A 23,834-nucleotide genomic window follows, 5' to 3' on the forward strand; every position below is an offset into this window, starting at 1 on the left:
GAGTGGCAACGGTGATGGATAACGGCGTACTGGAAGCGGTGCTCGCTGAAGTACGCCCGCTGTTGGGGCGCGGCAAGGTTGCGGATTACATTCCGGCGCTGGCGTCGGTGAGCGGCAACAAGTTGGGCATTGCCATCAGCACTGTGCGGGGCGAACACTTCCAGGCGGGCGATGCCGACGAGCGTTTCTCTATTCAGTCAATTTCCAAAGTGTTGAGTCTGGTGGTGGCGATGAACCACTACGCGGAAGAGGAGATCTGGCTGCGGGTGGGCAAAGATCCCTCCGGTCAGCCGTTTAACTCGTTGTTACAGCTGGAAATTGAGCAGGGCAAGCCGCGTAATCCCTTTATCAACGCCGGGGCGCTGGTGGTGTGCGATATGCTGCAAAGCCGCCTTAGCGCGCCGCGCCAGCGCATGCTGGAAATTGTGCGCAAACTCTGCGCTGCGCCGGATATCGCTTACGACAGCCTGGTGGCGCGTTCTGAATTCGAGCACTCCGCCCGCAACATGGCCATCGCCTGGTTGATGAAGTCCTTCGGTAATTTTCATAACGATGTCGCCACCGTGTTACAGAACTACTTCCACTATTGCGCACTCAAAATGAGCTGTGCCGAATTGTCGCGCACCTTTTTATTTCTCGCCGATGGCGGGCATAGCGCACAGCAGGCGACGCCGGTGGTGACGCCGATGCAGGCGCGGCAGATTAACGCCCTGATGGCGACCAGTGGCATGTACCAGAACGCCGGAGAGTTTGCCTGGCGCGTCGGGTTACCGGCGAAATCCGGGGTCGGCGGTGGCATTGTGGCGATTGTGCCGCATGAGATGGCGATTGCGGTCTGGAGCCCGGAGCTGGATGAGGCGGGCAACTCACTGGCCGGTGTCGCGGTACTGGAAGCCTTAACGCGCAAGTTGGGGAGATCAGTGTATTGATGAATGATTTCGCGCCGTTGTTTGCCCGGCTGGGACGGTCAACATTCCGTTCGCGCTTTCGCCTCGGGGTGAAAGAACGCCAGTACTGCCTGGATAAAGGTGCTGAGGTAATTGCTTCCCACGCCGCGGATTTTGTCGCAAAACGCCTTGCGCCAGCACTGCCACAAAATGATGGTAAACAGACGCCAATGCGCGGGCACCCGGTGTTTATCGCTCAGCATGCCACGGCCACCTGCTGCCGTGGATGTCTGGAAAAGTGGCACAACATCCCGCATGGTCAGGCGCTAACGGAATCGCAACAACACTACATTGTTGAGGTGATTTACCAGTGGCTGGTCATACAGATGAATGCGCCGCGCTGAAAAGCGTCGGGTAAGCCTGCACCGCTGGTGCTGCGGGACGATAGCAACGTTAGTGATATGGATTGAGATTTGATGCGTGCATTTTTTTCATCCCCTTTCCGTCTTTTTCGGGAAGAGACGCCGTACTGTAATGCGGCCATGGTGTTTATCCTGACAACGCTGTTTTATTTGCTGGGTGCGATGATGCGCCTGGTGGAAGAACTTTCCCTCTTCTGGCCGCTCAATGCGGTGATGGCCGGTGTTTTCGCACGTTATGCCTGGTTGCAGCGTTGGCATTACTACCTGATTAGCTATGTTGCCATGCTGGCGTATGACGCCATCACCACCTCCTGGGGCCTGGCGTCGCTGATTATCAATTTCTCCAATATGGTGTTTATCATCACCATGGCGCAGCTTATCGGGCTTGAACGCAACCAGATGACCAAAGCGCCGGAGCCGGTTAACGCGCTGAAACTCTTTGGTTACTGTCTGCTTGCCGCGCTGCTGTGCGCGTTTTTTGGCGCACTTGGCTCCGTGGGGATCAATGGTCAGGGGTTTGGCCTGCTGCTGGCCGACTGGTTTGGCGAGCAGTTCTCAACAGGCGTGCTGATCCTGCCCTGTATGCTGACCATGAGCTGGCCGCGTAAACCGCTTAATGTGGAGATGCGCAATTTAATGCCGGTGCTCGCCGTCGGCGTATCGATTGTGGCGTCGGTCGCGATTGGCGGCGCAGGCAGCCTGGCATTTCCGCTCCCGGCGCTGATCTGGTGTGCTGTGCGTTACTCGCTGCCGTTGACTTGCCTGGTGACGCTGCTGACCGGTGGGCTGGAGATAATCCTTGTCGCCAGTGGCTATATCAATATTTTCGTCAGTTCGCCGCTGGAGATACCACATATGTTCTCCGCGCGCCTGGGGATTGCCACCATGGCGATTTGCCCGGTGATTGTCTCGGTCAGCGTTGAGGCGATAAATCGCCTGATGCGCCAGGTTTCCCTGCGCGCCGATTTCGATTTCCTTACCCGCGTTTATTCGCGCTCGGGTTTGTATGAGTCGTTAAACCGCGACGCAAAACGCTTTGCCGACAAACACATCACGGTGATGTTGCTGGATATTGATTACTTCAAAAGTGTCAATGACAGCTACGGTCACGAATGTGGCGACGGTGTGCTGACCGCCTTTGCGCGAAAAGTGCAGCAGGCGCTGGGCGAGCGCGGCGTGCTCGCCCGCATGGGCGGCGAGGAGTTCGCTGTGGTCGTGGCAACACAAGACGCCAGTGAAGGTAAACATCTGGCGGAAACGTTGCGCGAAACAGTGGCGCTGTACCCCTTCAAATGGCGGCAGCAAACGCTGCATTTAACGGTCAGCATTGGTATCAGCCATGGGAAAGCCGAGGCCGGGCAATTAACGACAACGTTCAACGCGCTGTTGGCGCTGGCGGATGAAAATCTCTATTGCTCGAAAAAGCGCGGGCGTAACTGTACGACGGACGGTGAACACAACGCGCTGGAAAAGGCGGGAAGCGCTATCGGCGGATAATTCCTCGCGCGTCTCGCACCTGATGATGACGATAGCGGCAATTAATATCGATAACTTATTAAATTGCTTGCTACTAATTTTTATCGTCAATACTATTATTGCGTATACGTAGCGGAATCATCGCGTTATGAGCGGATCAGATAATTTGAATAAAAACGAGCGGATCCCTGGCAGACGTTTTGCCAGGCGAATGTATCTGATGCGTATTCTGGGAACGCTACTCTGCTTTTTCCCCATTCTTTCCGTCCTTCTTGAACTGCATCGCCCCGTGTGGAGCGTAGTGTTGCTGTGTGCCAATGCGTTTTTATGGCCTACCATCGCGTTTTTACGCGCGCGCAACGCGAAGATGCCGCTGCAAATTGAACATCAACACCTGGTCTTTGACGCCGGCGCGGGCGGATTCTGGATTGCGCTGATGGCGGTCAACCCGCTGCCTTCAGTGGTGATCGCCACTATTTTACTCTCTGACCGCTTATCGGCGGGCGGGTTTGTATTGATGCGTAAAGCGGCGCTGGCCATGCTTGCGGCGTTCTTGCTCAGTTGGCTGGCAGTTGGCATGCCGCTGGAATTGCAGGTGACACAGCGAACGATGTTCGCCACGTTGCCGCTGATTGGGATCTATATCCTGGCACTCAGCGTACTCACGGACAGCATTGCCGTCAGGTTGCGGATAAAAAGCCGCGAACTTGAGCGTATCGCGATGATGGACCCGTTGCTTGATATCGCCAATCGCCGCTTGCTGGAAAAACGGATTCAGTACGAGCTGGAAAAACTGCACGTGACGCCGCGCCACTCTTCGTTGATGTTTATCGATATTGATAATTTTAAAGAGGTGAATGACCGCTTTGGCCATAAAATTGGCGATATGCTGTTGGTCACCGTGTCGAAAATTTTGCATATTGCCACCCGCACAACGGACACGCCCGCGCGCCTCGGTGGCGATGAATTTGTGATTTTATTGCCCGATACGCCTGCAGAAGAAGCGTATGCGGTGGCAACCCGGATCATGGATGCGGCTGCGGTAATGACAGTGATGCAGGAGCATGCGTTCAAATGTACGTTGAGCATCGGTATCGCCAGTGCGCTACCGGAAATGCACAGTGTTACCGACTGGTTAAAAGCCGCCGACGACGCGCTTTACCAGGCAAAGCGGCTGGGAAAAAACCAGATCTACTCACACTGACAAACGTGCTGAATAAGCTACGCTTTATGCTGTATGCCGTGAAATTAACGACACTTTTTATTGTGTTGCGCATTAACAGCCTGAGAATGGAAACGGCCCCTTATGAAAATACCTGCTATTCCCGCAGATGAGGAACAACGACTGGCGTCGCTGCGCGACTCCGGGCTTCTGGAAACGGGTGTCACCGAGCGTCTTGACCGGCTTACCCGGCTGGCTAAGCGCATGTTCGATGTTCGCGCGGCGCTAATAACGCTGGTCGATGAAGAGATGCTTTTCTTTAAATCTACTTCGGGTACCGTGCGTGAACCGCTCCCGCGGAAGATCACGTTTTGTGGTCACACCATCTTGCATACCGAACCGTTGATCATTCCGGATACCCACGGCGATGATCGCTTTGCTGATAATCCGCTGGTGACCGGCGAGATGGATATCCGCTTCTATGCGGGGTATCCCTTACGTTTGCCGGACGGCGCGGTGGTTGGCGCATTCTGCCTGGTGGATAGCACCGCGCGGCAGTTCACGGACGCAGAACGGGACTACCTGAAAGATTTTGCCATGATCGTTGAAGATGAGTTCGCGGTGATGAGCGCGGCCACTACGGACGAACTGACCAGTTTATTTAACCGCCGCGGTTTTGAAAGTCTGGCGAAGTTTGCCATTGTGGGATCGCGTCGTCGCGCGGAACCATTAACGCTGGCGTGGATCGATCTCGACAATTTTAAAGAGATTAACGACACTTGGGGCCATGCCGAGGGCGACGAAGCGCTGAAAGCGATGGCGTCAGTGATGAGCGCCAGCCTGCGCGAAGCGGATCTGCGGGTGCGCTACGGCGGCGATGAATTCGCGATTCTCTTTTCCGATACCGATGAGCAGGGTGCATGGATTGCAATGCAGCATCTGGTCGAACAGGTTGACGCATGGAATCAGAGCTCCGGTAAGCCGTGGAAGTTGGCGTTCTCGTGGGGGATTAGCGAGTTTGATCATGATGGCTGCGGTGAACTGAAGCCGTGGATGAAGGCGGCAGATCAACAGATGTATGCCATGAAAGAGCGCAACCATCGCGGCCGCTGATCCATCATAAAAACCTATGTTTGATGGACTTGTGTTAATAAGTTGTAAAGCTGATAGTGGTCATTTTTAAGGAACAAAAATGACCACTTATCATATCCATTCTCTGGCGGGCGAAGCGCTTGCATCACATATTCATTCCCTTTGTGACGTGCTGGAAAACTGTGTTTCCGGCGGTGCTTCCGTCAGTTTTATGCATCCACTTTCGCGTGAGAAATCCCTGCAATTCTGGTCTGGCGTCGCCGCAAGTGCAGCGCGCGGGGAACGCATTGTGCTGGTGGCGCAAGATGATGCCGGGGAGATTGTCGGCACCGTGCAAGTGGTGCTCGAACAACCTGAAAATCAGCCGCATCGCGCCGATGTGTCAAAATTACTGGTGCATGAAAAAGCCCGTCGTCAGGGGCTGGCGCGCCGCCTGATGGATGCGCTGGAAAACGAAGCGCTGGCGCACGGCAAAACCGTGCTGGTGCTGGATACCTCCACCGGCAGCGGGGCGGAACAGTTCTACCAGCAATGCGGCTGGCAACGTGTGGGTGAGATCCCACGCTTCGCGCTGATGCCAGACGGAAATGTGACGGCGACGACAATTTTTTACAAGTTCGTATAATTCCCGCCAATAAGACATCCCATTTTGATCAAAACAGGGTTTCATGGTCTAAAAGTCTGGTAAGTTATTACACCAATCTTCCCAGGTTGTATGACTAATCAAAAAAGGAACCCACTGTGAACACATTAAACCGTCGCAACTTTCCCGGCGCTGAATACCCTGAACGTATTATTCAGTTCGGCGAAGGGAATTTTTTGCGCGCTTTTGTCGACTGGCAAATCGATCTGCTGAATGAGCACACCGACCTTAACGCCGGTGTGGTGGTTGTTCGCCCGATTCAAAGTGATTTCCCGCCGTCCCTGAGCACTCAGGATGGCCTGTATACCACGATTATTCGCGGTCTGAACGAGCAGGGCGAAGCGGTGAGCGACGCGCGCCTGATCCGCTCTGTGAACCGTGAAATCAGCGTCTATTCGCAGTACGACGAGTTCCTGAAACTTGCCCATAACCCGGATATCCGCTTTGTCTTTTCAAACACCACGGAAGCGGGTATTAGCTACCACGCGGGCGATAAATTTGCAGATGCCCCGGCCGTTAGCTACCCGGCAAAACTGACACGCCTGCTGTTCGAACGTTTCACACACTTTTCGGGGGCGGCGGACAAAGGTTGGGTGATCATTCCCTGTGAGCTGATTGACTATAACGGCGACGCGCTGCGCGAGCTGGTGCTGCGTTATGCGCAGGAGTGGGCGCTGGGTGCCGCGTTTACCCAGTGGCTGGATACTGCCAACGCGTTTTGTTCCACGCTGGTTGACCGGATCGTTACCGGTTACCCGCGTGATGAAGTGGCGAAACTGGAAGCGGAGCTGGGCTACCAGGATTCGTTCCTTGATACCGCTGAACATTTCTACCTGTTTGTTATTCAGGGGCCGAAATCGCTGGCGTCTGAGCTGCGTCTGGATAAATTCCCGCTTAACGTGCTGATTGTTGACGATATTAAACCGTATAAAGAGCGCAAGGTGGCAATCCTCAACGGCGCGCACACTGCACTGGTGCCAGTGGCGTATCAGGCGGGTCTGGATACTGTGGGCGAAGCCATGAACGACAGCGAAATTTGCGCGTTTGTGGAAAAAGCGATTTACGAAGAGATTATCCCAGTGCTGGATCTGCCGCGCGATGAGCTGGAATCTTTCGCCAGTGCGGTGACCGGGCGTTTCCGTAACCCGTATATCAAACACCAATTGCTTTCGATTGCCCTGAACGGCATGACCAAATTCCGCACCCGTATTCTGCCGCAGTTGCTGGCAGGGCAAAAAGTCCACGGCAAACTGCCGGCGCGCCTGACTTTTGCGCTGGCGGCGTTGATTGCGTTCTATCGCGGTGAGCGTAACGGGCAGGCGTATCCGGTGCAGGACGACGCGCACTGGATTGAACGTTATCAGCAGCTGTGGAGCCAGCACGGCGATCGCCAGATCAGCACCAGCGAACTGGTAAAAGCGGTGCTGTCCGTAAGCGATCACTGGGAGCAGGATCTGAGCAAAGTTTCTGGTTTGGTTGAACAGGTTTCGCTGGATCTGGACGCTATCCTGCTGCGCGGCATGCGCGATGCAGTTAAACCGCTGTGCTAATTGCACGTTGCTAAGTGAATGTCTAACCCGGCTTCGGCCGGGTTTTTTCTTTTTATGAATCCGAACGGTGAGTGGAATAACTGTTAACAGGTTAAGCCAGTAACAACGTGAATGCTGTACTTGTCTTTGATTAGTTACAACATACCTTTAAATAGTTGTATAACAGGTTTCAGCAACCTCTGCGCCAGCCATCGTCGGGCAGAGTGATTATCCGTCACAATTTGTTATCAAACTTGCAACCGTGATTGCGATCACGTTTAATAGGGCCGCTCTCCCTAATGCACACAATTCAAGATGATCGTTCGACCTCAACAACACTGGCTTCCCCGTCTTTTCGTCTGGCACGGTTCCGTACTGCCAAAAATCACGTCGCGTTTGCTGATGAATTTCCTGCTCTCCATCGCCGTGATCTTGATGTTGCCGTGGTACACCTCGCTGGGAATTAAGCTGACCGTTGCGCCGTTCAGCATTCTCGGCGTGGCTATCGCTATCTTTTTAGGTTTCCGTAACAATGCCTGTTTTGCCCGCTACAGCGAAGCAAGGGTGTTATGGGGACAATTGATGATTGCCTCGCGGTCACTGCTGCGTGAAGTGAAAACCACGCTGCCAAACGACGAAGGGTTACGACACTTTATTCAGCTGCAAATCGCCTTTGCCCACTCTCTGCGCATGACGTTGCGACGCAAGCCACAGGGCGACGTGCTGGCGAAATACCTGACGCCAAACGATCTGCATAACGTGCTGAACGCGCATTCACCGGCCAACCGCATTTTGTTGTTAATGGGCGAATGGTTAGGTGAGCGCCGGGCACAGGGCGCGCTTTCGGATGTTTTATTTAGCAGCATCAGCCAGCGGTTGCACGATATGTCCGCCGTGCTCTCCGGCTGCGAGCGCATTTTCACCACGCCGCTGCCGTTTGCCTATTCGTTAATCCTGCATCGCACCGTGTACCTGTTTTGCATCATGCTCCCGTTCGCGCTGGTGGTAGATTTGCACTTTATGACCCCGTTTATCTCGGTGCTGATTTCCTACACTTTTATTTCGCTGGATACGCTGGCAGAAGAGCTGGAAGACCCGTTTGGTGAAGAGGATAACGATCTGCCGCTGGACGCTATCAGCAACGCCATCGAAATTGATTTACTGCAAATGGTGGATGCCGATGTGCTTCCGCACAAAATGACACCAGGCAAAAATTACCAACTCACCTAAACTTTGTTCTGGAGAGTGATCCATCTTTACGATTTTTTCAGTCTGATAGCGAAACCCACAACAGAGAGGGACGTGCGATGGAAAAGTCCGACAGAACTATCTCTTTAGCGTTGACCCTGCTGGTCAGCTTCTCGCTTCTCGCCACGGCGTGGGATCTCTCCTTCGTCAGTAGCTTGCCTTAACATTATTGGCCGCTAGCAGCGCCCGTGTTTCCTCAGCCGGGCGCTGCAATAGCGCCAGCGCCTCTTCCTGCGAACGTACATTGGTATAACCGATAATCAAACCGTAGCGTTTGGCGGGTGTGTTGTACCAGCGAGAGAGCGGGCTAACCTGCAACTGGTGCCGCTGCCAGATGTTCGCCACCTCTATATCCTGCGTACTGGTGCGTAAAAACGCGGTGATATGCATCCCGCCATCGCTCACTTCGACGGTAAAAAGCCCCGGATAAACGTGCTCCAGTGCGTCCAGCACATACTTTCTGCGCTGCGAATAGAGTGTGCGCATCTTTTTTAAGTGCTTATAAAAGTGACCTTCGCCGAGAAACGCCGCGAGGATTTTCTGCGTCAGCACTGGCTGACCGCTTTCGGTGAGTTCTGCCGTTTCACGAAACGCGACAAGTGTCGCGCGCGGCATAACAATATAGCTAATACGCAACGCTGGCATCACCGTCTTGCTGAAGGTGCCCATATAGATAACCCGATCATCAGTATCAAGGCTTTTCAGAGACGGAAGTACTTTGCGGGTGTAGTGGAACTCGCCGTCGTAATCATCTTCGATGATCCAGCTATTATGCTGGCTGGCCCATGCCAATAATTGTTGTTTGCGCGGCAGAGAAAGGGTGACAGCCAGCGGGCTATGATGTGACGGTGTCACAAAAACCAACTGAGCATCGCGGTGGTATTGCTGCAAATAGTCGACATTTAAGCCGTTGTGGTCCACCGGCACAAAGTGCAGATTATTGGCGGCGCGTTTCAGTGCCTGGGTGCCAAAGTAGTAACCGGGATCTTCAAACAGCACTTTATCGCGCACCGTAGTCAGCGCATTGAGGATCAGACGCAGGTTGTTGCTATAGCCACTGGTGATAAAAATCTGATCCGCCGTGCAGGACAAGCCGCGCGACACATTCACATAATGGGCAATCGCTTCACGAAGCGGCGTGTAACCCAGCAGTGGCGGGTTGGTCATTTCCAGCGGCGACATAGAACGTACCGCTTTGCCGCACAACAGCAGCCACTTTTTGTAGGGGAAGGCATCCAGCGAAGGGATACCCGGTCGCAGAAAACCGGGGTGATCGCGCAGTACATCCGCAATCCGCGGTGGTTCGTCTAACGTCTGAGGCGCCATGTCCGACGCAGACGGTTCGCTCAGCACTAAATCCGGGTTAACCCGCGTGCCGCGCGCGCCATGGCTTACCAGATAACCTTCGCCGACCAGAATCGCCCAGGCAGTCTCCACGGTTTTTCGCGCCACGCCTAATTCACTGGCCAGCACGCGCACCGAAGGGACTTTATCACCCGGCTTCAGTAACCCGCTGGCAATGCTGCGCCGATACTGCTCATAAATAGCTTTGTAACCCGGCTTCATGTCCTACCTCTATTTACGGTTTTTGCATCTTTTTACTATGGCATAAGCGCGTACTATAGCGGCTGTTGAATCCATAAACGAGGCTAAAGACGATGAGCAATCGCGTAAATCTGTTCCAGACCGTTCCGGCATTAATTAAAACCCTCGGCGATGCCAGCCAGGCGTCGCACGCCAGCAGCCTGGATATTGGTATTAAAAATCTGGTCGATATCCGTGCCTCGCAGCTCAACGGCTGCGCATTCTGCCTGGATATGCATGTTAAGCAGGCGAAACTGCACGGTGAGCGCGAACTGCGCATTTACCATGTGGCTATCTGGCGTGAATCGCCGCTGTTTACCGCCAAAGAGAAAGCCGCGCTGGCGCTGTGTGAAGCGCTGACCAAACTCGACGCGCATGGCGTGCCTGATGAGCTGTACCGTGAGGCGCGGGAACATTTCAGCGAAGTGGAACTCTCCGAGCTGGCGTTTTCCATTGCCATCATTAATAGCTGGAACCGCCTGATGGTGCTGTCGCAAACCTTACCGGGTGCGCTGGATAAAGCCTACGGTCTCGATCGCGCGCACCTCGAGTAATTAACGCGACTCCCGGATAAAGGCAATAAACGCCTGCAACCCCACAGGGATGTGGCGGTGTCCGGGGTAGTACAAACACAGCCCTTTAAACGGCTGTGTCCACTCATCCAGCACGCTGACCAGCCTCCCGGTACGCAAATCCTCTTCAATGTAAAACCCCGGTAGAAAGCCCACGCCCAGCCCCGCGCGCACGGCGGCAATCGAGGTAAACAGATCGGTGGTCGACAGCCGTGGCGGAACGGCAACCGACAGACGCTCACCGTCGCGCGACAGCTCCCAGCGGTAATTTCCGCCACTGGACATGCGCATACAAATGCCCTGGTGCTGGCGTAAATCGTCTGGCGTCTGCGGCGTGTCGTGCGCGGCAAACCACTCCGGCGTCGCCACCACGCGCATGCGGATATCCGGCGTGAGCGGCACGGCAATCATATCCTGCGGAATCGACTCTGCCAGGCGGATCCCGGCATCGTAGCCTTCAGCGACAATGTCGATCATCTTCGCTTCGGAGGCGACTTCCATGCGCATCTGCGGGTAGCGCGCCAGAAAGCGCACCAGCAGATCATCAAGGAACAGTTGCCCGACAGCTTGCGGAACATTCAGACGCAGCGTGCCGGAAGGTTCATCCGGCACGCTGTGAATCTCCTCGTGAGCGTGCTGGATCTCGCGCAGTGCCGGGCCAACGCGGGCAACAAACCGCTGTCCGGCTTCGGTCAGCGCCACGCTGCGGGTAGTACGGTGAAACAGCCGAATCGCCAGGCGACTTTCCAGCCCGGCAATCGCGTTACTCACCGCCGTGGGCGACATTCCTAGCTCTTGCGCGGCGGCGCGAAAACTGCCCCGGCGCATGACCGCCATCACCACTTCCAGCTCAATCAAACCTGAACGATGCATAGATTATCCCGAATTTCGCAACAACCTTTGCAGCATAGCGTGGATTATCAGCGCGATAAAGGCGTGCCACACTGGCTCTACTGTGAAGAGGAGGTGGTTATGCATGCGATTGAACAGATCTCAATAAATGGCGAATGGGTGACGCCGCAGGGGACGGAGCGTTTCGACCTGTTTAACCCGGCAACCGGGGAAGTAACAGGCCAGGTGCGGCTCGCCAATGAAGCCGATGCGCTAAAGGCGATCGCTGCGGCGAAAGCGGCGTTTCCGGCCTGGTCGCAAACCAGTCGCGATGAGCGAATTGCCGCGCTAATGCGTATGCGCGATGCGCTGGCCGCCTGCCAGCCCGCGTTGTTGCAGGCGATTGTGCAGGAGTACGGCGCACCGGCATCGCGCGCCAACTGGATGGCGGGTTATCCGGTATCGGTTATCGACGAGGCGATCAACGCGCTGAAAGCGTTTGAGTTCGAATCCGTGGTGGGTCAGGCGCGCGTCGTGATGACACCACTCGGCGTCGCCGGATTGATCACGCCGTGGAACAGCAATGCCGGGTTTATCTGCGGCAAACTGGCGGCAGCGCTCGCCACAGGCTGCACGGCGGTGGTGAAACCGAGCGAGATGAGTGCGTTGCAAACCCAAATCGTCACTCACGCGCTGCACCAGGCGCAGTTGCCACCGGGCGTTTTCAATATCGTTACCGGGCGCGGCGAGGTGGTTGGCGAGGTGCTCAGCCGTCATCCGGATGTGGCGAAAATCTCTTTTACCGGCTCGACGGCCACCGGCAAAGCCATTTTGCGTAATGCGGCAGATACGTTTAAGCGCGTGACGCTGGAGTTAGGCGGCAAGTCGCCGACCATAATCCTGGAGGACGCTGATTTGGCTGACGCGGTGCCGCTGGCGATCCAGGCCGGGTTTATGAACAGCGGCCAGGCGTGTATCGCGGGCACGCGCATTCTGGTGCCGGTGTCACGCAAAGCCGAGTGCGAAGCCGCACTAGCGCAAGCGGTAACGGCGGTGAAATCGGGCGATCCGCGCGATCCAGCAACGGAAGTGGGCCCGATGGTCAGTGAAAAACAGTGGCAGCGCGTGCAATCTTACATTCGCCTTGGACAGCAGGAAGGGGCGCGTCTGTTAGCGGGCGGAGAAGGGCGCGCAGCAGGTGAAGAGCGAGGTTGGTCGGTGCGACCAACGCTTTTTAGCAATGTGCAAAACACCATGCGCATCGCTCAGGAGGAAATATTTGGCCCGGTGTTATCGGTGATCGCCTATCAGGATGAAGCCGAGGCGATCGCTATCGCCAACGACACCGATTATGGCTTGAGCGCGCTGGTGCTGGGTCGCGATCCCGCACGCGCACACCGCGTTGCCGGGCAAATCACCGCTGGACGGGTGTTAGTGAATACGCTGGCGCATGAGGCTGCCGCGCCATTTGGCGGGTTTAAACATTCAGGTATCGGGCGGGAAATGGGGCGTTGGGGATTGGCGGCGTTTATGGAACCGAAAAGCATCGTCATGTAGCAAGAAATGCCGTGCCACCCAATAATGCCGGGTGGCACGGGGTGCGATTAACGCGCCAGTTGGAAGAAGCGCACGGAGTCGCGCAGCATTTCGCTCTGTTCGGTCATCGACTGTGCGGCAACCGCCGCTTGTTCTACCAGCGTGGCGTTCTGCTGGGTCACCTGGTCCATCTGATCGATAGCAACGCTAATCTCTTTGATCCCCTGATGTTGCTCGGTAGAGGCGGCAGAGATCTCAGCAACAATATCCGTTACTTTGTTTACCGAGGTCACAATCTCTTCCATCGCGCGGCTGGCGGTATCGGCGTAGCGGGAACCGTCAGTGATCTTCTCTACGGTGCCTTCAATCAACTGCTTGATCTCTTTCGCCGCATCGGCACTTTTTTGCGCCAGGTTGCGCACTTCACCGGCCACCACGGCGAAACCTTTGCCCTGTTCACCAGCACGCGCGGCTTCAACCGCCGCGTTCAGCGCCAGAATGTTGGTCTGGAAGGCGATGCCTTCAATCACCGAAATAATGTCGACAATTTTCTGCGAACTGTCAGAGATTTCATGCATGCGTTTCAGCATGTCATGCACCTCTTTACCGCCTTTCACCGCCGTTTGTGACGTCTGGCGCGCCAGATCGCTCGCTTTGCGGGCGTTTTCCGCATTACTCTTCACGTTTTCGGTGATTTGCTGCATGTTCGACGACGTTTGCACCAGCGATGCCGCTTGTTCTTCGGTACGCTGCGACAAATCGTTGTTGCCTTCGGCGATTTCGCCTGCGGCGTGGGAAATCGATTCGCTGCCGTCAATAATACCGGTGATGATTTCTGCCAGTTTACTGTTCATTAAATGGATGGTTGCCAGCAGGCTTTCGCTGTCGCCTTCGCGCAGCGCGACTTGTGTGCCCAGTTTACCGTCAGCAACCGCCTTCATAATCGACATCGCATAGGCCGGTTCGCCGCCAAGCTGGCGCGACAAATTACGCGAGATAAACAGCGCAATAATACCGGTGGCAATCAGCGCCAGCAGCAGTAAGCCGCTCAACAGATAGAGCGCCTGGTGATAACCTGCCTGAGAATCTTCCCCGGCTTTATCACCAATCGCGACTTCCATATCCACCAGCGTCGCCAGATCTTTCATCAACTGGGTACGATATTTCGCGGATACCGCGCCGCTGATTTTGGCTGCTTCTGCGGCATCGCCGCGATTCATGGCATCGATCACTTTGGCGTTAACATCAACAAAGTTTTTAAAGTTATCCACCACGGTAGTGAACAGGGCGCGCATCTCTGGTGGTTCATTGGCAGAGATTTTTGCGTACTGCTGCTGGGCGTTAAGAAAGGTTGCCTGGTTTTGCAGCAATTCGCCGCGGTGTTGATCCAGCGACGCAGGCGTGGTCGAGGAAATATACTGCACTTGTTGCAAGCGCATTTCGGCTAATACGCCACGCATTTCAAGGGTATAGCGAACGCCAGGCGTTCTGCTTTCGCGGAACTGTTCAATATTCTTATTGGTGTTGTTAAGTTGATAAATAGAAACAACGCCCAGCAACAACATCATCACAATCAAGATGGAGAAGCCGATGAGCAGTTTGGTTAATACGGTGGCCTGCGCTATTTTTTTCATAATCCACAACTAAGTAAAGAAAGGTAATATTAATAACGGCAATATTTTAGGAAAAATTGATCTATTTATCTGATCTCAATCACATATTGTTATGATTTTTGTGCAATAGCACACATCAGATTTTTAATTTAGATTAAGGGAAGGATGGTTGTTAAAAACGTGGGTGAATTATACTTATGTTAAGTGAAATATTGTTTCAAATGGTATCTTTGTGCTGGGGTTTATTTTCTGCGCACGGTGTTCAGTGCGCAGAAAAAATTAATGGGAAATAGTAATCGGCAGTTCATCAGCCCATTTTGCTGCCTGGTTCATCAGTTCTGAAATCGCCGAATTGGGTAAGCCGATTTCATGCGCCACGTCGCTGGCTTCATCCCACATCCGCTGCTCATACAGGCGCGCCAGTCGCACATAGGGGTAGAGTTCCCCGCTGTTGGCCTCAAGCGCTTTGGCTACTTCCGGCGAGACGGCGATCTGCGCCATCAGCTCTTCCAGTGGCAGCCCGAGGATCACATCCAGCAGCGAGAAGAGGCCCGCCATAAAGGCGTCATTAGAGATGTTATTGGGCGAAGTGCGCGCCGCCGCCAGTTCGCAGAACTTAGCGCGGATCAGGCTCAGGTAATAGATTTCGGTGTTGGTGACTTCTTCGAAAGAGGTCAGACACGCCACCAGCACAAAACGCCGCATTTCGCTGATACCAAGGTAGACAACGATGTCACGTAGTGATTGATTGCGAAAACCGCTAATGCCGCGCGTGTTATATAAAATGTTTTGCGCATAACGCATAATTTTAAAAGAGAGTGAAACATCGCGTTTCAGCAAATCTTCTATTTTGTTTAAATTGGGCGATTCGACGTTAACTTCCTGCATCAGCTTCATGGCAAACGCACGATTCTGCGCCAGTTTATTTCTTCTGGTGACCACCGGCTTGCTGAAAAAATAACCCTGAAAAAGATGAAAGCCTAACTTTTTAAAAGACTCAAATTCTTCATAGGTTTCCACTTTTTCGGCGAGAAAAACCGTATGGCGCAATAAGTCCCGATTAGCGCGGATATAATCGCTAATTTCTTCGTGCTGACTTCTCCTTATGTCAAATTTAATCACATTGACATAAGGCATAAAGGCTTCCCATTGGTTTCCGGGTGCGAAATCATCCAGCGCAATGCGAAAACCCAGCGTGTGCATACGTTTGACGGTTTCCAGCAGTTTAATATCCGGCTCGGCGTTTTCCAGAATTTCAATCACCACGCGATTTATCGGCAGCGTTTCTGCCAGGCCTTCAACCAGCAACTGGTAGGGAAAATTGACGTAAACAGTACTGTTGTCGCTCTTACGGCCCACCGGCGCACTGAGAAACTGCTCTTCGATTAACTGTGTGGTGGCCTGTTCCGCAGAGATGTCGGGGAAGCGGTTATCCATGCTGTTCCGAAAGAGAAGTTCGTAACCGACGGTGTTTAATTGGTTATCAAAAATCGCCTGTCTGGCCACAAAAGAATACATTCGCCACCTCGTACACCGTGTACTTTTGTATAAGTTTTCCAAATATATAAGCAACATTAACACCCTGGCTACCGGAACCGTGTGACTGCGGCAAAATATTTGACTTTTATTGTTAAAGCGTAGGCCAGCAAAGCGGGAAGTGCCCAGGCAGCAGGGACTTTGGCGCGGTATTAAAGCCTGATGACCGGTGTATCAGGCTTTTTTCCTTAGGAGGGTTCAAAACAGAGCGGGCGTTCGTAGCAAGCGTCACAACTCGGCGAGCGGCACACCACTTCGCCTTCGCTATGCAGACAACGTTGGCGGTAGAAAAACTTTTTCCAGCGCATATTGTTGCTGTTCATCTCAACAAGGGGGGCGAAGCAATCACTCATTAGCTCTCTGAGCTCGGCACGCGAGCTGAGCCCCAGATCCTGCCACAGGTGGTTAAAAGCCAGTGATGCACTGGCAATAATGTGCTGCATCGGTGCGGCATCTGCCGACATATGGCACTCCAGCCACAGGGCAAGTTCGGCGCGCTCTGCGGTACGCGTGGCGTTGAGTTCACTCATGAGTTTTTGTCGCAAACGGCAGTCCGCAGGCATGTCTGGCGCAGGGGGCGCGAAACGTGCCTGCAAGTTTTCCCAGTCGCTCACGCTTAAACCCATTCTTTCCGGGTAGCAACCTTCACCGTGCAGATAAAGCCACAGCAAGCGCCGTAGCCAGTCATCAACGCGCATTATGCTACCCCCTTGTTTTGCCCCTCTGTTGGCGCAGTTTGCCACCAGCGTAGCAGCGAAGAAGCGATGGGTTGCCAGGCGTCATCAACGCAGGGCTGAATGCCACGCGATTGCAGTTTTTGCCAGGGCTCGTAGCCGATTCGGGCGCAGAAGACGGCTTTCACATCGGCCAATAAGTCGAGCACGGCGTCCATCCGCGCATCGCTTTCCTGCGGCTCACAGTTATCTGAACCCTTGCAATATTTCGGTGTGAAACGTTCATTGACCAACACGGCGCCCGCAGCCGATAAACTGTAAATACGAAAGCGGTCCGCATGGCCAAAATGGCAGTCGATCAGCTCGCCATGCGTCGAGGCTACCGCTACCAGACAGGCCTCCGTGTCCTCGGATTCGCCTTTGGTGACGATGCTGGCGTGAAGCTGCGCGCGGCGAAACAGGGTCGGTAGCCACGGCTGCGGGGCCGATTCTACGGGTGCCAGTGCAAACTGCTGGCTGCGATCTTCGCCGAGCATGCCGATGGCATCCGCGCGGCACTGCTGGCAGTGCGTCATTTGTGGCATCACTTCACCACAGGTTTCGCGCACGCGCGCTACCATCTCTGCATCGGGTTCCGCCTGGCCGTTAAGCCCAAAAACCGTGCCGTGCTCCGGGCGGGCTATCAGCGGCATAATGTTGTGAATAAACGCGCCAGCCCCGCGCAGTTCGCGGCTGACATCGGCCAGCGCGAAGTCGTTAATACCGGGGATCAGTACCGAGTTGATTTTCACCAGCACGCCTTGCGCCGTCAGGCGACGAACGCCCTCCAGTTGACGGGCTATCAATATTTCACCCGCTTCGCGCCCGCTATAACGTTCGCCCTCCAGCCACAGCCAGGCGTAGATCCGCGCGGCGATCTCCGGATCGAGCGTATTGATGGTCACCGTAACGTGATCGACGCCGATATTGACCAGCCGTTCAACGGCGTCTGGCAGCATCAATCCGTTGGTTGAGAGGCACAATTTCATATCCGGGAGCTGTTCACGCACCAGTTCCAGCGTGGTGAATGTCCGTCCGATATTCGCCAGTGGGTCGCCAGGCCCTGCAATACCAACGACGGAGAGTTGCGGAATAGCCGTCGCAACTTGCCGTACTTTCGCGACCGCCTGTTCGGGGGTTAAGAGTGACGATGAAACGCCAGGCCGGGATTCGTTACTGCAATCGAATTTGCGATTGCAGTAGTTACATTGCAGGTTACAGGCAGGCGCCACCGGTAAATGCATTCGCGCAAAGCGGTGATGACCGCTTTTTGAGTAGCAGGGGTGCAGAGCCACTTTACCGGCAACGGCATCAGAAAGCGGTTCAGCCGGCGTTGCCTGGCAGCGGGAACCGCCAGCGGCGGATGAGCAGGACATCATAGAAGGTACCTCCGTTTACGGAATTATCCTTCGGTGGTGCAAATCCCGTTCCGATTATAACCTATTAAAAAATATGACTATTTATTTTGTGGTGTTGTCGGTTTTGTGGCATTTGGCTGACAATGTGCCGAATGCCACAACCGCTGTTTACAGCCTTGGCAGGGTAATATCCATCGTCTGAATGCGATAGGCGACCTGGCGTGGCGTCATCCCCAGCAATCGCGCCGCTTTGGCTTGTACCCATCCCGCTTTTTCCAGCGCCGCAATCAGCCGCTGACGCTCATCAAGGTTGTTATCGAGCCAGTTATCTTCGTGCGTGACGTTGATAACCGGCGGTTTGGTTGGATTGTCGCGATGGTTAAACAAAATCACGTCCCGATCGATCAGGCCGTTCTCCGACATCACCGCAGAGCGCTCAAGGCAGTTTTCCAGTTCACGCACATTACCGGGCCAGTTGTAGCTCATCAGCAAGCGGATAGCCCCCTCGCTAATGCGCAGCGTACGATTCTGGTTCCGGGCGATTTTACGCACCAGAAAATGCGCCAGCTCGCCAATGTCCTCCTGGCGTTCACGCAGCGGGGGCAGAGCGATGGGCATCACATTCAGGCGGTAATAAAGATCTTCGCGAAAGTGCCCCAGACGGACTTCATCTTCAAGATTGCGGTTAGTCGCGGCAATAATGCGCACATTCACTTGCAATGTTTCATCGCCGCCGACACGTTCCATTTCGCCTTCCTGCAAAATGCGCAGCAGCTTCGCCTGAAAGGAGGCGCTACTTTCCCCAATCTCGTCAAGAAACAGCGTGCCACCGTCGGCCAGCTCAAAACGGCCTTTACGCTGGCGCACCGCGCCGGTAAATGCCCCTTTTTCGTGACCAAACAATTCGCTTTCCAGCAGTGTGTCCGGCAGCGCCGCACAGTTGAATTTCACAAATGGCGCACTGGCGCGCGGCGAATTGTGGTGGATGGCGTTGGCAATCAGTTCCTTGCCGGTGCCGCTCTCGCCGCGCACCAGAACGGTGGTGTCCCAGCGAGAAACCTGGCGAATAATCTCCATGGTCTGGCGCATCGCCGGGCTGTTACCGACCATGTTTTCAAAGCCGAATGTGCGTGAAGCGCTGCAAGATTTCGGGCTGGCGGGCTGCGTGATAGCTGTGCGCGGGGAAGGGCGCGCTGCCGGTGGTGCCATCAAACGCACGGTTTGTGCCACCAAATTGGCGACCGTTTCCAGAAAGCGGGTGCAGGCAGGTAACCGTTCTTCGTAACGCGCCATGGGTTGCGCCGTCAGCACACCAAACGTCTGCGCATCCGGCCCGATCAGCGGCACGGCGATAAACGGCAGGTTGTAATCATACAGCCCGAGGCGGTCAAGAAAGCGCTGATCGTCAGCAACACGCGCCAGCACTAAAGATTGCCCTTGTGAAAGCACCGTACCGACTAGCCCTTCGCCCGGACGGTAGCGGATTTGCGAACTGCCGGGGATCAACTGCTGATCGGCTTCCTGCAACGCTTCAATATTCAAAATCGCCTGCTGGCTGTCGTACAGACAGATCATTCCGTGCTGCAAAAAGGCGTCATTGTGCAATACGCACAGCACTTGCTGGAGCGTCTGATCGACCTCGGTGGCCCGGCTGAGTACCACGCTTATCCGCTGCATTGCGGTGAATTGCTGGGATAAATCGAAGCGCCAGACGGTATTACCCGACTCGGTTTGCTGGGTCATTTTGAGCCTCCGGTCAGTGAGTGAAATAGCGGGAATCGCAGGGTCAGGCAGCTTCCCCCTTCGGGGCGTGACGTCAGTTCTATCGCGCCATGGTGGTGTGCCACCAGCGTCTGAATCAGGCGCAGCTCCATCCCTTTTCCCGGCGCGTTAAGCGCATCCGGCGAGTGGGTATGGCGCACCGGAATCAGCGGCACATTGTCAGTGATATACAACGAGAGCCAGCCCTCTTCTTCGCGGGCGTAAATCTGCGTTTGTGCGGTGAAATCACGCAGCCCGTCGGCAATATCCAGCGTGCGATCGAGCCACAGACTCAGGCAGGCCAACAACTGGGTGCGTTGACCAAACCCCACCAGATGATGAGAATCCAGCGTGACCTGCAAATTTTTACCCTGTTCGTAGCGGGTGTGGTAAAGCGCGCGCAGATCGTCAAAAAAGGGTTGCAGCGGCCAGACTGCCGCATTTTCAAGTTCCAGCGACGGGCGGCAACGTTTCAGCCGCGCCATCGCTTCTTCGCCTTCACGCCACGCGGCATCCAGTGCCACATTGCTGTTATCACTGCCATTTAAACGCCGCGCCGCCGCCAGCATATTGATAGGGCAGTTAAGCTGGATCAGCGCGGCGTCGAGCGCTTCGCGGATCGCTGCCAGCAGTTTGCCGCTGGTCATCTGCTGTTTAAGGCGGTCAAGCCGTCCTTGCTCCTGCTGCTGGCGCTGTTGAGTATCGTCGGTGATGACCACCAGCGTGCGCGTCAACGTATTATCGATAAAGTAGCGACCGGCTTCTTCGCTGACGCCAGGCAGCGCCCAGCAGGTGACTGACAACCAGCGCACCGCGCCGCGCAGCACTACCGGTAATACCTGGCCGTTTGCCAGCTCCGCTTTACGGGCTGAAAAATTGAGTTCGTTCAGGAGCTCTTTTCCGCCGCAGTCGGCACAGAACGTTTTGTAGGCGAGGTTATCCATGATCACATGGTCGCGTTCATCCACTACGACCACCGCCGCCGGAATGTTATTCAGCACCGCTTCGGTCAGCGTCATGTGATTACGCAATCGCTGCTCCAGCGCATAACTGGTGCTGATATCGCGCTGCATTGCCAGGTAGTGTTCCAGTTCGCCAAACGGGTTAATCACCGGGGTGATATCGATCTCGACCAGATAAAGGCTGCCGTCACGGTGACGGTTGATCAATTGCCCGCGCCAGGGTCGGCGTTGCAACAGGGTGTGCCACATATCCTGGTAGATTTCCCGTGGTGTTTGCTTACTGGCAAGCAGGCGGGGATTTTGCTGCAACAACGCTTCAAGTTCATAGCCGGTCTGGCGACAAAACGCCGGGTTGGCATAGACAATGCGGGCTTCGGCATCGGTCAGTGAAATGGCGACGGGGGCTTCCTCAACGATGGTAAAAAACAGCCCAGGGTGTTGTTGCGAGAGCGCACCGGCAATTGCCTCGGGGGCGCTGGCATCCATCATCATATTCAGGGTCATCGCACACTCCTGCGGTCAGTTAATCGTGTCGTAGTTCTGACAATTTGTGCCACCTGGCGACTTTCGCCCGGACAACATGTCAGGCCCGTATAACCATGCAAAGAGTGAACCTTTTGGCTGATAACCCGACAAAACCTTGATCCAGATCGGTATTCAGCGCGATATAAGCGCCAAAGGCCCGTCTGGTGGGCATTTGCGAGAAGATGCGCTGCCAAAAAAAGCGCCAGACTGGTGCATAAATAACCATTCTGGTGCAGGGGTTGCTCGTAACGAAAACTGGCACGCTCTTCGCAATATCTAACGCGTTCACCGCATTTTCTCGGCGGAATTTCTTTTTCAACAGGAGCGCGTGTTATGGCAAATATTGGAATTTTTTTCGGCACCGACACCGGCAAGACCCGCAAAATTGCCAAACAGATCCATAAAAAACTGGGTGAACTGGCGGATGCGCCGGTCAATATCAACCGGACCGACCTTGAAACCTTTCTCTCTTATCCGGTGCTGGTATTAGGCACCCCGACGCTTGGGGACGGGCAGTTGCCGGGGCTTGCGGCGGGGTGCGAGGATGAGTCCTGGAGTGAATTTGTCACCCAACTGCAAAGCGATAGCCTGAGTGGTAAAACGGTGGCGCTGTTTGGTCTGGGCGATCAGGTGGGTTACCCGGATAATTTCGCCAGTGGCCTGCGCCCGCTGTACGACACGCTGAAAAGCTGCGGTGCGCAGATGGTTGGTCACTGGCCGAATGAGGGATACACATTTGGTTCGTCGTCCGCGCTTGAGGCGGATAACTTTATTGGTCTGGTACTGGATCAAGATAACCAGTACGACCTGAGTGATGAACGCATTGAGGCGTGGCTGGACACGCTCAAACCGCTGATTCTCTAATGCCTGAAAAGCCCGGTTGACAACCATCGCCGGGCTTTTCAGCGCGCCTGTAATAAGGATGCCAGCCACTGACGTTGCCACTGCTGCTGGGACTGGCGGTACAAATACTCCCGCGCTTTCGCCAGCGCTTCCTCCTGGGCCATCGGTGCGGGTTGGCGAATCTGTTCACACCACAGCAAATGCCAGCCGAGTGCCGTTTCGACAGGCTGGCTAATCTCATCTGTTTGTAGCGTAAACAGCACCTTTTCCAGTTCCGGAAAGAGCAGACCGCGACTTACCCAGCCCAGACGCCCACCTTCCAGCGCGCTGGGGCAGTGCGAGTGGTGTCTTGCCAGCCGGGCAAAGGCAGAGCGGTTGTTACTGATTTGCTGATAAATAGGGGTTATCTGCTTTCGTACCTCGGCATCATTTTGCTCTACGGTAAGCAGCAAGTGCGAGGTTAAGCGTTGTTCCGGGCGCATAAATTGCGCCCGATGTTGCTGATACCAACGCAGCACGCTCTCTTCGTCCGGGACGGGGGCTGTGCTTGCTATTTCAGCAAACTGCGTTTCCAGGTGCACATGATGCGCAATCACCGCCTGGCGCTCGGCTGGGGAAAAAGGGCTTTCATTGAGCTGCGGTGCCAGTGATGCCGCCACGGCATTACGTGCATCGTCAGTAATGATTTCGTCGCGTGTCATATTAACGACCGCCTGTTCGAGCTGGCGCTGGCGCGCCCAGGCACGGTCAAATGCTTGTTGGTGTGCCGCCGGGATGTTTTCCGGCTCGCAGTGCCAGCGGGTCAGCGCCAGCCGTCGGCGGGCGAAACGCTCCCACGGCATCATAGTGGCGTCTCCAGTAAGATCATGGCGCTGGCGGAAACCTGAAACCAGCGCCCGGAAAAGGTGACGGTGTAACTATCGGCATCCTCTCCCTGGCCCGTGGCGGTGATATGACCCTGTTCTCCGGCGGCCACTACAATGTTGTCGCCGATGGCCAGCGCGTGGCGGCAGGCGACGGTATCGCCGTACTGGAACTGCCCGGCGTGCCAGGGTTCGGAAAGTGGGAGCAATTCTTGTTCACGGCAGCCAACAATCAAGCCGCAGTCGGGAAAATGGATTTGATAGATAACTTTATCCATCAGGAAAGTGCCCTGTTCACGAACAAAACCCGTGCTACCCCGGCGCACCAGCAAATCACCGCGCCGGTAACCCGGCATGGTGCCATCGTTGCGGATAGCGCGGCTAACGCGGACTTCCTCACCGAACGCATACTTTCGCTTCATGATGTGTACTCCGTTGTACAGTGCTCGTAGCTTTCCGCCAGCAGTTTGCGCGCCAGTAGCCAGGGCTCGGGGGGAGTGACCTCGAGCAGATTACGCAGCGGTACATTGTCGCGCAGGCGCTGATGAAATTCGCGCAGCACCGGCAGGCAGCAACGGCGCAGCGTTAGCGGTTCATAAGGAACGGAGAAAAAGGTAAAAAAGGATTCGGCGCTGTCGAGTTCAGCCACGCCGTGAATCTGATAAAACCATTCCATCT

The 23,834-nt window shown here is 55.0% G+C and carries 23 protein-coding genes; 11 read left to right on the forward strand and 12 right to left on the reverse strand.

What is annotated here, in order from left to right; genetic code table 11:
- Positions 1–2 precede the first annotated feature (2 nt).
- The 8 genes from glsB to ACFX4O_RS06595 all read left to right on the forward strand — a co-directional run bounded on the left by glsB (position 3) and on the right by ACFX4O_RS06595 (position 8,441).
- Positions 3–929 carry a glutaminase B gene (gene glsB, locus ACFX4O_RS06560; protein WP_380207808.1) on the forward strand — a complete coding sequence of 309 codons (927 nt, stop codon included), beginning with the start codon at positions 3–5 and terminating at the stop codon, positions 927–929.
- On the forward strand, positions 929–1,291 hold the full coding sequence (locus tag ACFX4O_RS06565; protein ID WP_380207809.1) for a DUF4186 domain-containing protein: 363 nt from the start codon (positions 929–931) through the stop codon (positions 1,289–1,291). Before glsB ends, ACFX4O_RS06565 begins: the two co-directional genes overlap by 1 nt.
- Positions 1,292–1,363: 72 nt before the next feature.
- Positions 1,364–2,806, forward strand: coding sequence for a diguanylate cyclase domain-containing protein (locus tag ACFX4O_RS06570; protein WP_380207810.1), 1,443 nt, complete (start codon positions 1,364–1,366; stop codon positions 2,804–2,806).
- Positions 2,807–2,996: 190 nt separating this feature from the next.
- Positions 2,997–3,989, forward strand: coding sequence for a diguanylate cyclase (locus tag ACFX4O_RS06575; protein WP_380208035.1), 993 nt, complete (start codon positions 2,997–2,999; stop codon positions 3,987–3,989).
- A gap of 102 nt (positions 3,990–4,091) precedes the next feature.
- Complete coding sequence (locus tag ACFX4O_RS06580; protein ID WP_380207811.1) at positions 4,092–5,060, forward strand: sensor domain-containing diguanylate cyclase; 969 nt, start codon at positions 4,092–4,094, stop codon at positions 5,058–5,060.
- 79 nt (positions 5,061–5,139) lie between these two features.
- Complete coding sequence (locus ACFX4O_RS06585; protein ID WP_131411199.1) at positions 5,140–5,664, forward strand: GNAT family N-acetyltransferase; 525 nt, start codon at positions 5,140–5,142, stop codon at positions 5,662–5,664.
- A gap of 116 nt (positions 5,665–5,780) precedes the next feature.
- On the forward strand, positions 5,781–7,232 hold the full coding sequence (locus ACFX4O_RS06590) for a tagaturonate reductase (RefSeq protein WP_131411197.1): 1,452 nt from the start codon (positions 5,781–5,783) through the stop codon (positions 7,230–7,232).
- 294 nt (positions 7,233–7,526) lie between these two features.
- Positions 7,527–8,441 carry a bestrophin family protein gene (locus ACFX4O_RS06595; protein WP_380207812.1) on the forward strand — a complete coding sequence of 305 codons (915 nt, stop codon included), beginning with the start codon at positions 7,527–7,529 and terminating at the stop codon, positions 8,439–8,441.
- 165 nt (positions 8,442–8,606) lie between these two features.
- Here ACFX4O_RS06595 and ACFX4O_RS06600 read toward each other — a convergent pair whose 3' ends face one another.
- On the reverse strand, positions 8,607–10,025 hold the full coding sequence (locus ACFX4O_RS06600) for a PLP-dependent aminotransferase family protein (RefSeq protein WP_380207813.1): 1,419 nt from the start codon (positions 10,023–10,025) through the stop codon (positions 8,607–8,609).
- A gap of 92 nt (positions 10,026–10,117) precedes the next feature.
- On the opposite strand from ACFX4O_RS06600, the gene ACFX4O_RS06605 reads away from it, so the two are divergent.
- Positions 10,118–10,597 (forward strand): carboxymuconolactone decarboxylase family protein, encoded by a 480-nt coding sequence (locus tag ACFX4O_RS06605; RefSeq protein WP_017456727.1) that lies wholly within the window; start codon positions 10,118–10,120, stop codon positions 10,595–10,597.
- On the opposite strand, the gene ACFX4O_RS06610 is transcribed toward ACFX4O_RS06605, so the two are convergent.
- Positions 10,598–11,488 carry a LysR family transcriptional regulator gene (locus ACFX4O_RS06610; protein WP_380207814.1) on the reverse strand — a complete coding sequence of 297 codons (891 nt, stop codon included), beginning with the start codon at positions 11,486–11,488 and terminating at the stop codon, positions 10,598–10,600.
- Between the two features lie 99 nt (positions 11,489–11,587).
- Between ACFX4O_RS06610 and ACFX4O_RS06615 the strand changes: the two genes are divergently transcribed.
- Positions 11,588–13,003, forward strand: a complete 1,416-nt coding sequence (locus ACFX4O_RS06615) for an aldehyde dehydrogenase family protein (RefSeq protein WP_380208037.1) — start codon at positions 11,588–11,590, stop codon at positions 13,001–13,003.
- Positions 13,004–13,050: 47 nt separating this feature from the next.
- Here ACFX4O_RS06615 and ACFX4O_RS06620 read toward each other — a convergent pair whose 3' ends face one another.
- From ACFX4O_RS06620 to ACFX4O_RS06650, 7 genes are all read right to left on the reverse strand, one after another.
- Complete coding sequence (locus ACFX4O_RS06620) at positions 13,051–14,616, reverse strand: methyl-accepting chemotaxis protein (RefSeq protein ID WP_131411189.1); 1,566 nt, start codon at positions 14,614–14,616, stop codon at positions 13,051–13,053.
- Positions 14,617–14,874: 258 nt separating this feature from the next.
- Positions 14,875–16,113 carry an EAL and HDOD domain-containing protein gene (locus tag ACFX4O_RS06625; RefSeq protein ID WP_380207815.1) on the reverse strand — a complete coding sequence of 413 codons (1,239 nt, stop codon included), beginning with the start codon at positions 16,111–16,113 and terminating at the stop codon, positions 14,875–14,877.
- A 206-nt stretch (positions 16,114–16,319) separates the two neighbouring features.
- Positions 16,320–16,829, reverse strand: a complete 510-nt coding sequence (locus ACFX4O_RS06630) for a nitrogen fixation protein NifQ (protein WP_131411185.1) — start codon at positions 16,827–16,829, stop codon at positions 16,320–16,322.
- Positions 16,829–18,223: a nitrogenase cofactor biosynthesis protein NifB gene (gene nifB, locus ACFX4O_RS06635; RefSeq protein ID WP_380207816.1), complete on the reverse strand. Its 1,395-nt coding sequence runs from the start codon at positions 18,221–18,223 to the stop codon at positions 16,829–16,831. The genes ACFX4O_RS06630 and nifB overlap by 1 nt, the downstream gene beginning before the upstream one ends.
- A 147-nt stretch (positions 18,224–18,370) precedes the next feature.
- Positions 18,371–19,945: a nif-specific transcriptional activator NifA gene (gene nifA / locus ACFX4O_RS06640; RefSeq protein ID WP_380207817.1), complete on the reverse strand. Its 1,575-nt coding sequence runs from the start codon at positions 19,943–19,945 to the stop codon at positions 18,371–18,373.
- Entirely contained in the window at positions 19,942–21,429 is a 1,488-nt protein-coding gene (gene nifL, locus ACFX4O_RS06645; RefSeq protein WP_380207818.1) for a nitrogen fixation negative regulator NifL, read from the reverse strand. Before nifL ends, nifA begins: the two co-directional genes overlap by 4 nt.
- Before the next feature lie 79 nt (positions 21,430–21,508).
- Positions 21,509–21,769: a hypothetical protein gene (locus tag ACFX4O_RS06650; RefSeq protein WP_380207819.1), complete on the reverse strand. Its 261-nt coding sequence runs from the start codon at positions 21,767–21,769 to the stop codon at positions 21,509–21,511.
- A gap of 14 nt (positions 21,770–21,783) precedes the next feature.
- Between ACFX4O_RS06650 and ACFX4O_RS06655 the strand changes: the two genes are divergently transcribed.
- Complete coding sequence (locus ACFX4O_RS06655) at positions 21,784–22,314, forward strand: flavodoxin (protein WP_380207820.1); 531 nt, start codon at positions 21,784–21,786, stop codon at positions 22,312–22,314.
- 38 nt (positions 22,315–22,352) lie between these two features.
- On the opposite strand, the gene nifM is transcribed toward ACFX4O_RS06655, so the two are convergent.
- From nifM to ACFX4O_RS06670, 3 genes are read right to left on the reverse strand one after another with little or no spacing between them, the layout of a single operon-like run.
- A complete protein-coding gene (gene nifM, locus ACFX4O_RS06660) occupies positions 22,353–23,138 on the reverse strand; it encodes a nitrogen fixation protein NifM (RefSeq protein ID WP_380207821.1) in 786 nt (261 codons plus the stop codon).
- Positions 23,135–23,578, reverse strand: coding sequence for a nitrogen fixation protein NifZ (locus ACFX4O_RS06665; protein WP_380207822.1), 444 nt, complete (start codon positions 23,576–23,578; stop codon positions 23,135–23,137). The genes nifM and ACFX4O_RS06665 overlap by 4 nt, the downstream gene beginning before the upstream one ends.
- Positions 23,575–23,832, reverse strand: a complete 258-nt coding sequence (locus ACFX4O_RS06670) for a nitrogenase-stabilizing/protective protein NifW (protein WP_380207823.1) — start codon at positions 23,830–23,832, stop codon at positions 23,575–23,577. The genes ACFX4O_RS06665 and ACFX4O_RS06670 overlap by 4 nt, the downstream gene beginning before the upstream one ends.
- Positions 23,833–23,834 lie beyond the last annotated feature (2 nt).

The sequence above is a fragment of the Kosakonia sp. YIM B13571 genome (assembly GCF_042788095.1).
GTDB lineage: Bacteria > Pseudomonadota > Gammaproteobacteria > Enterobacterales > Enterobacteriaceae > Kosakonia > Kosakonia quasisacchari.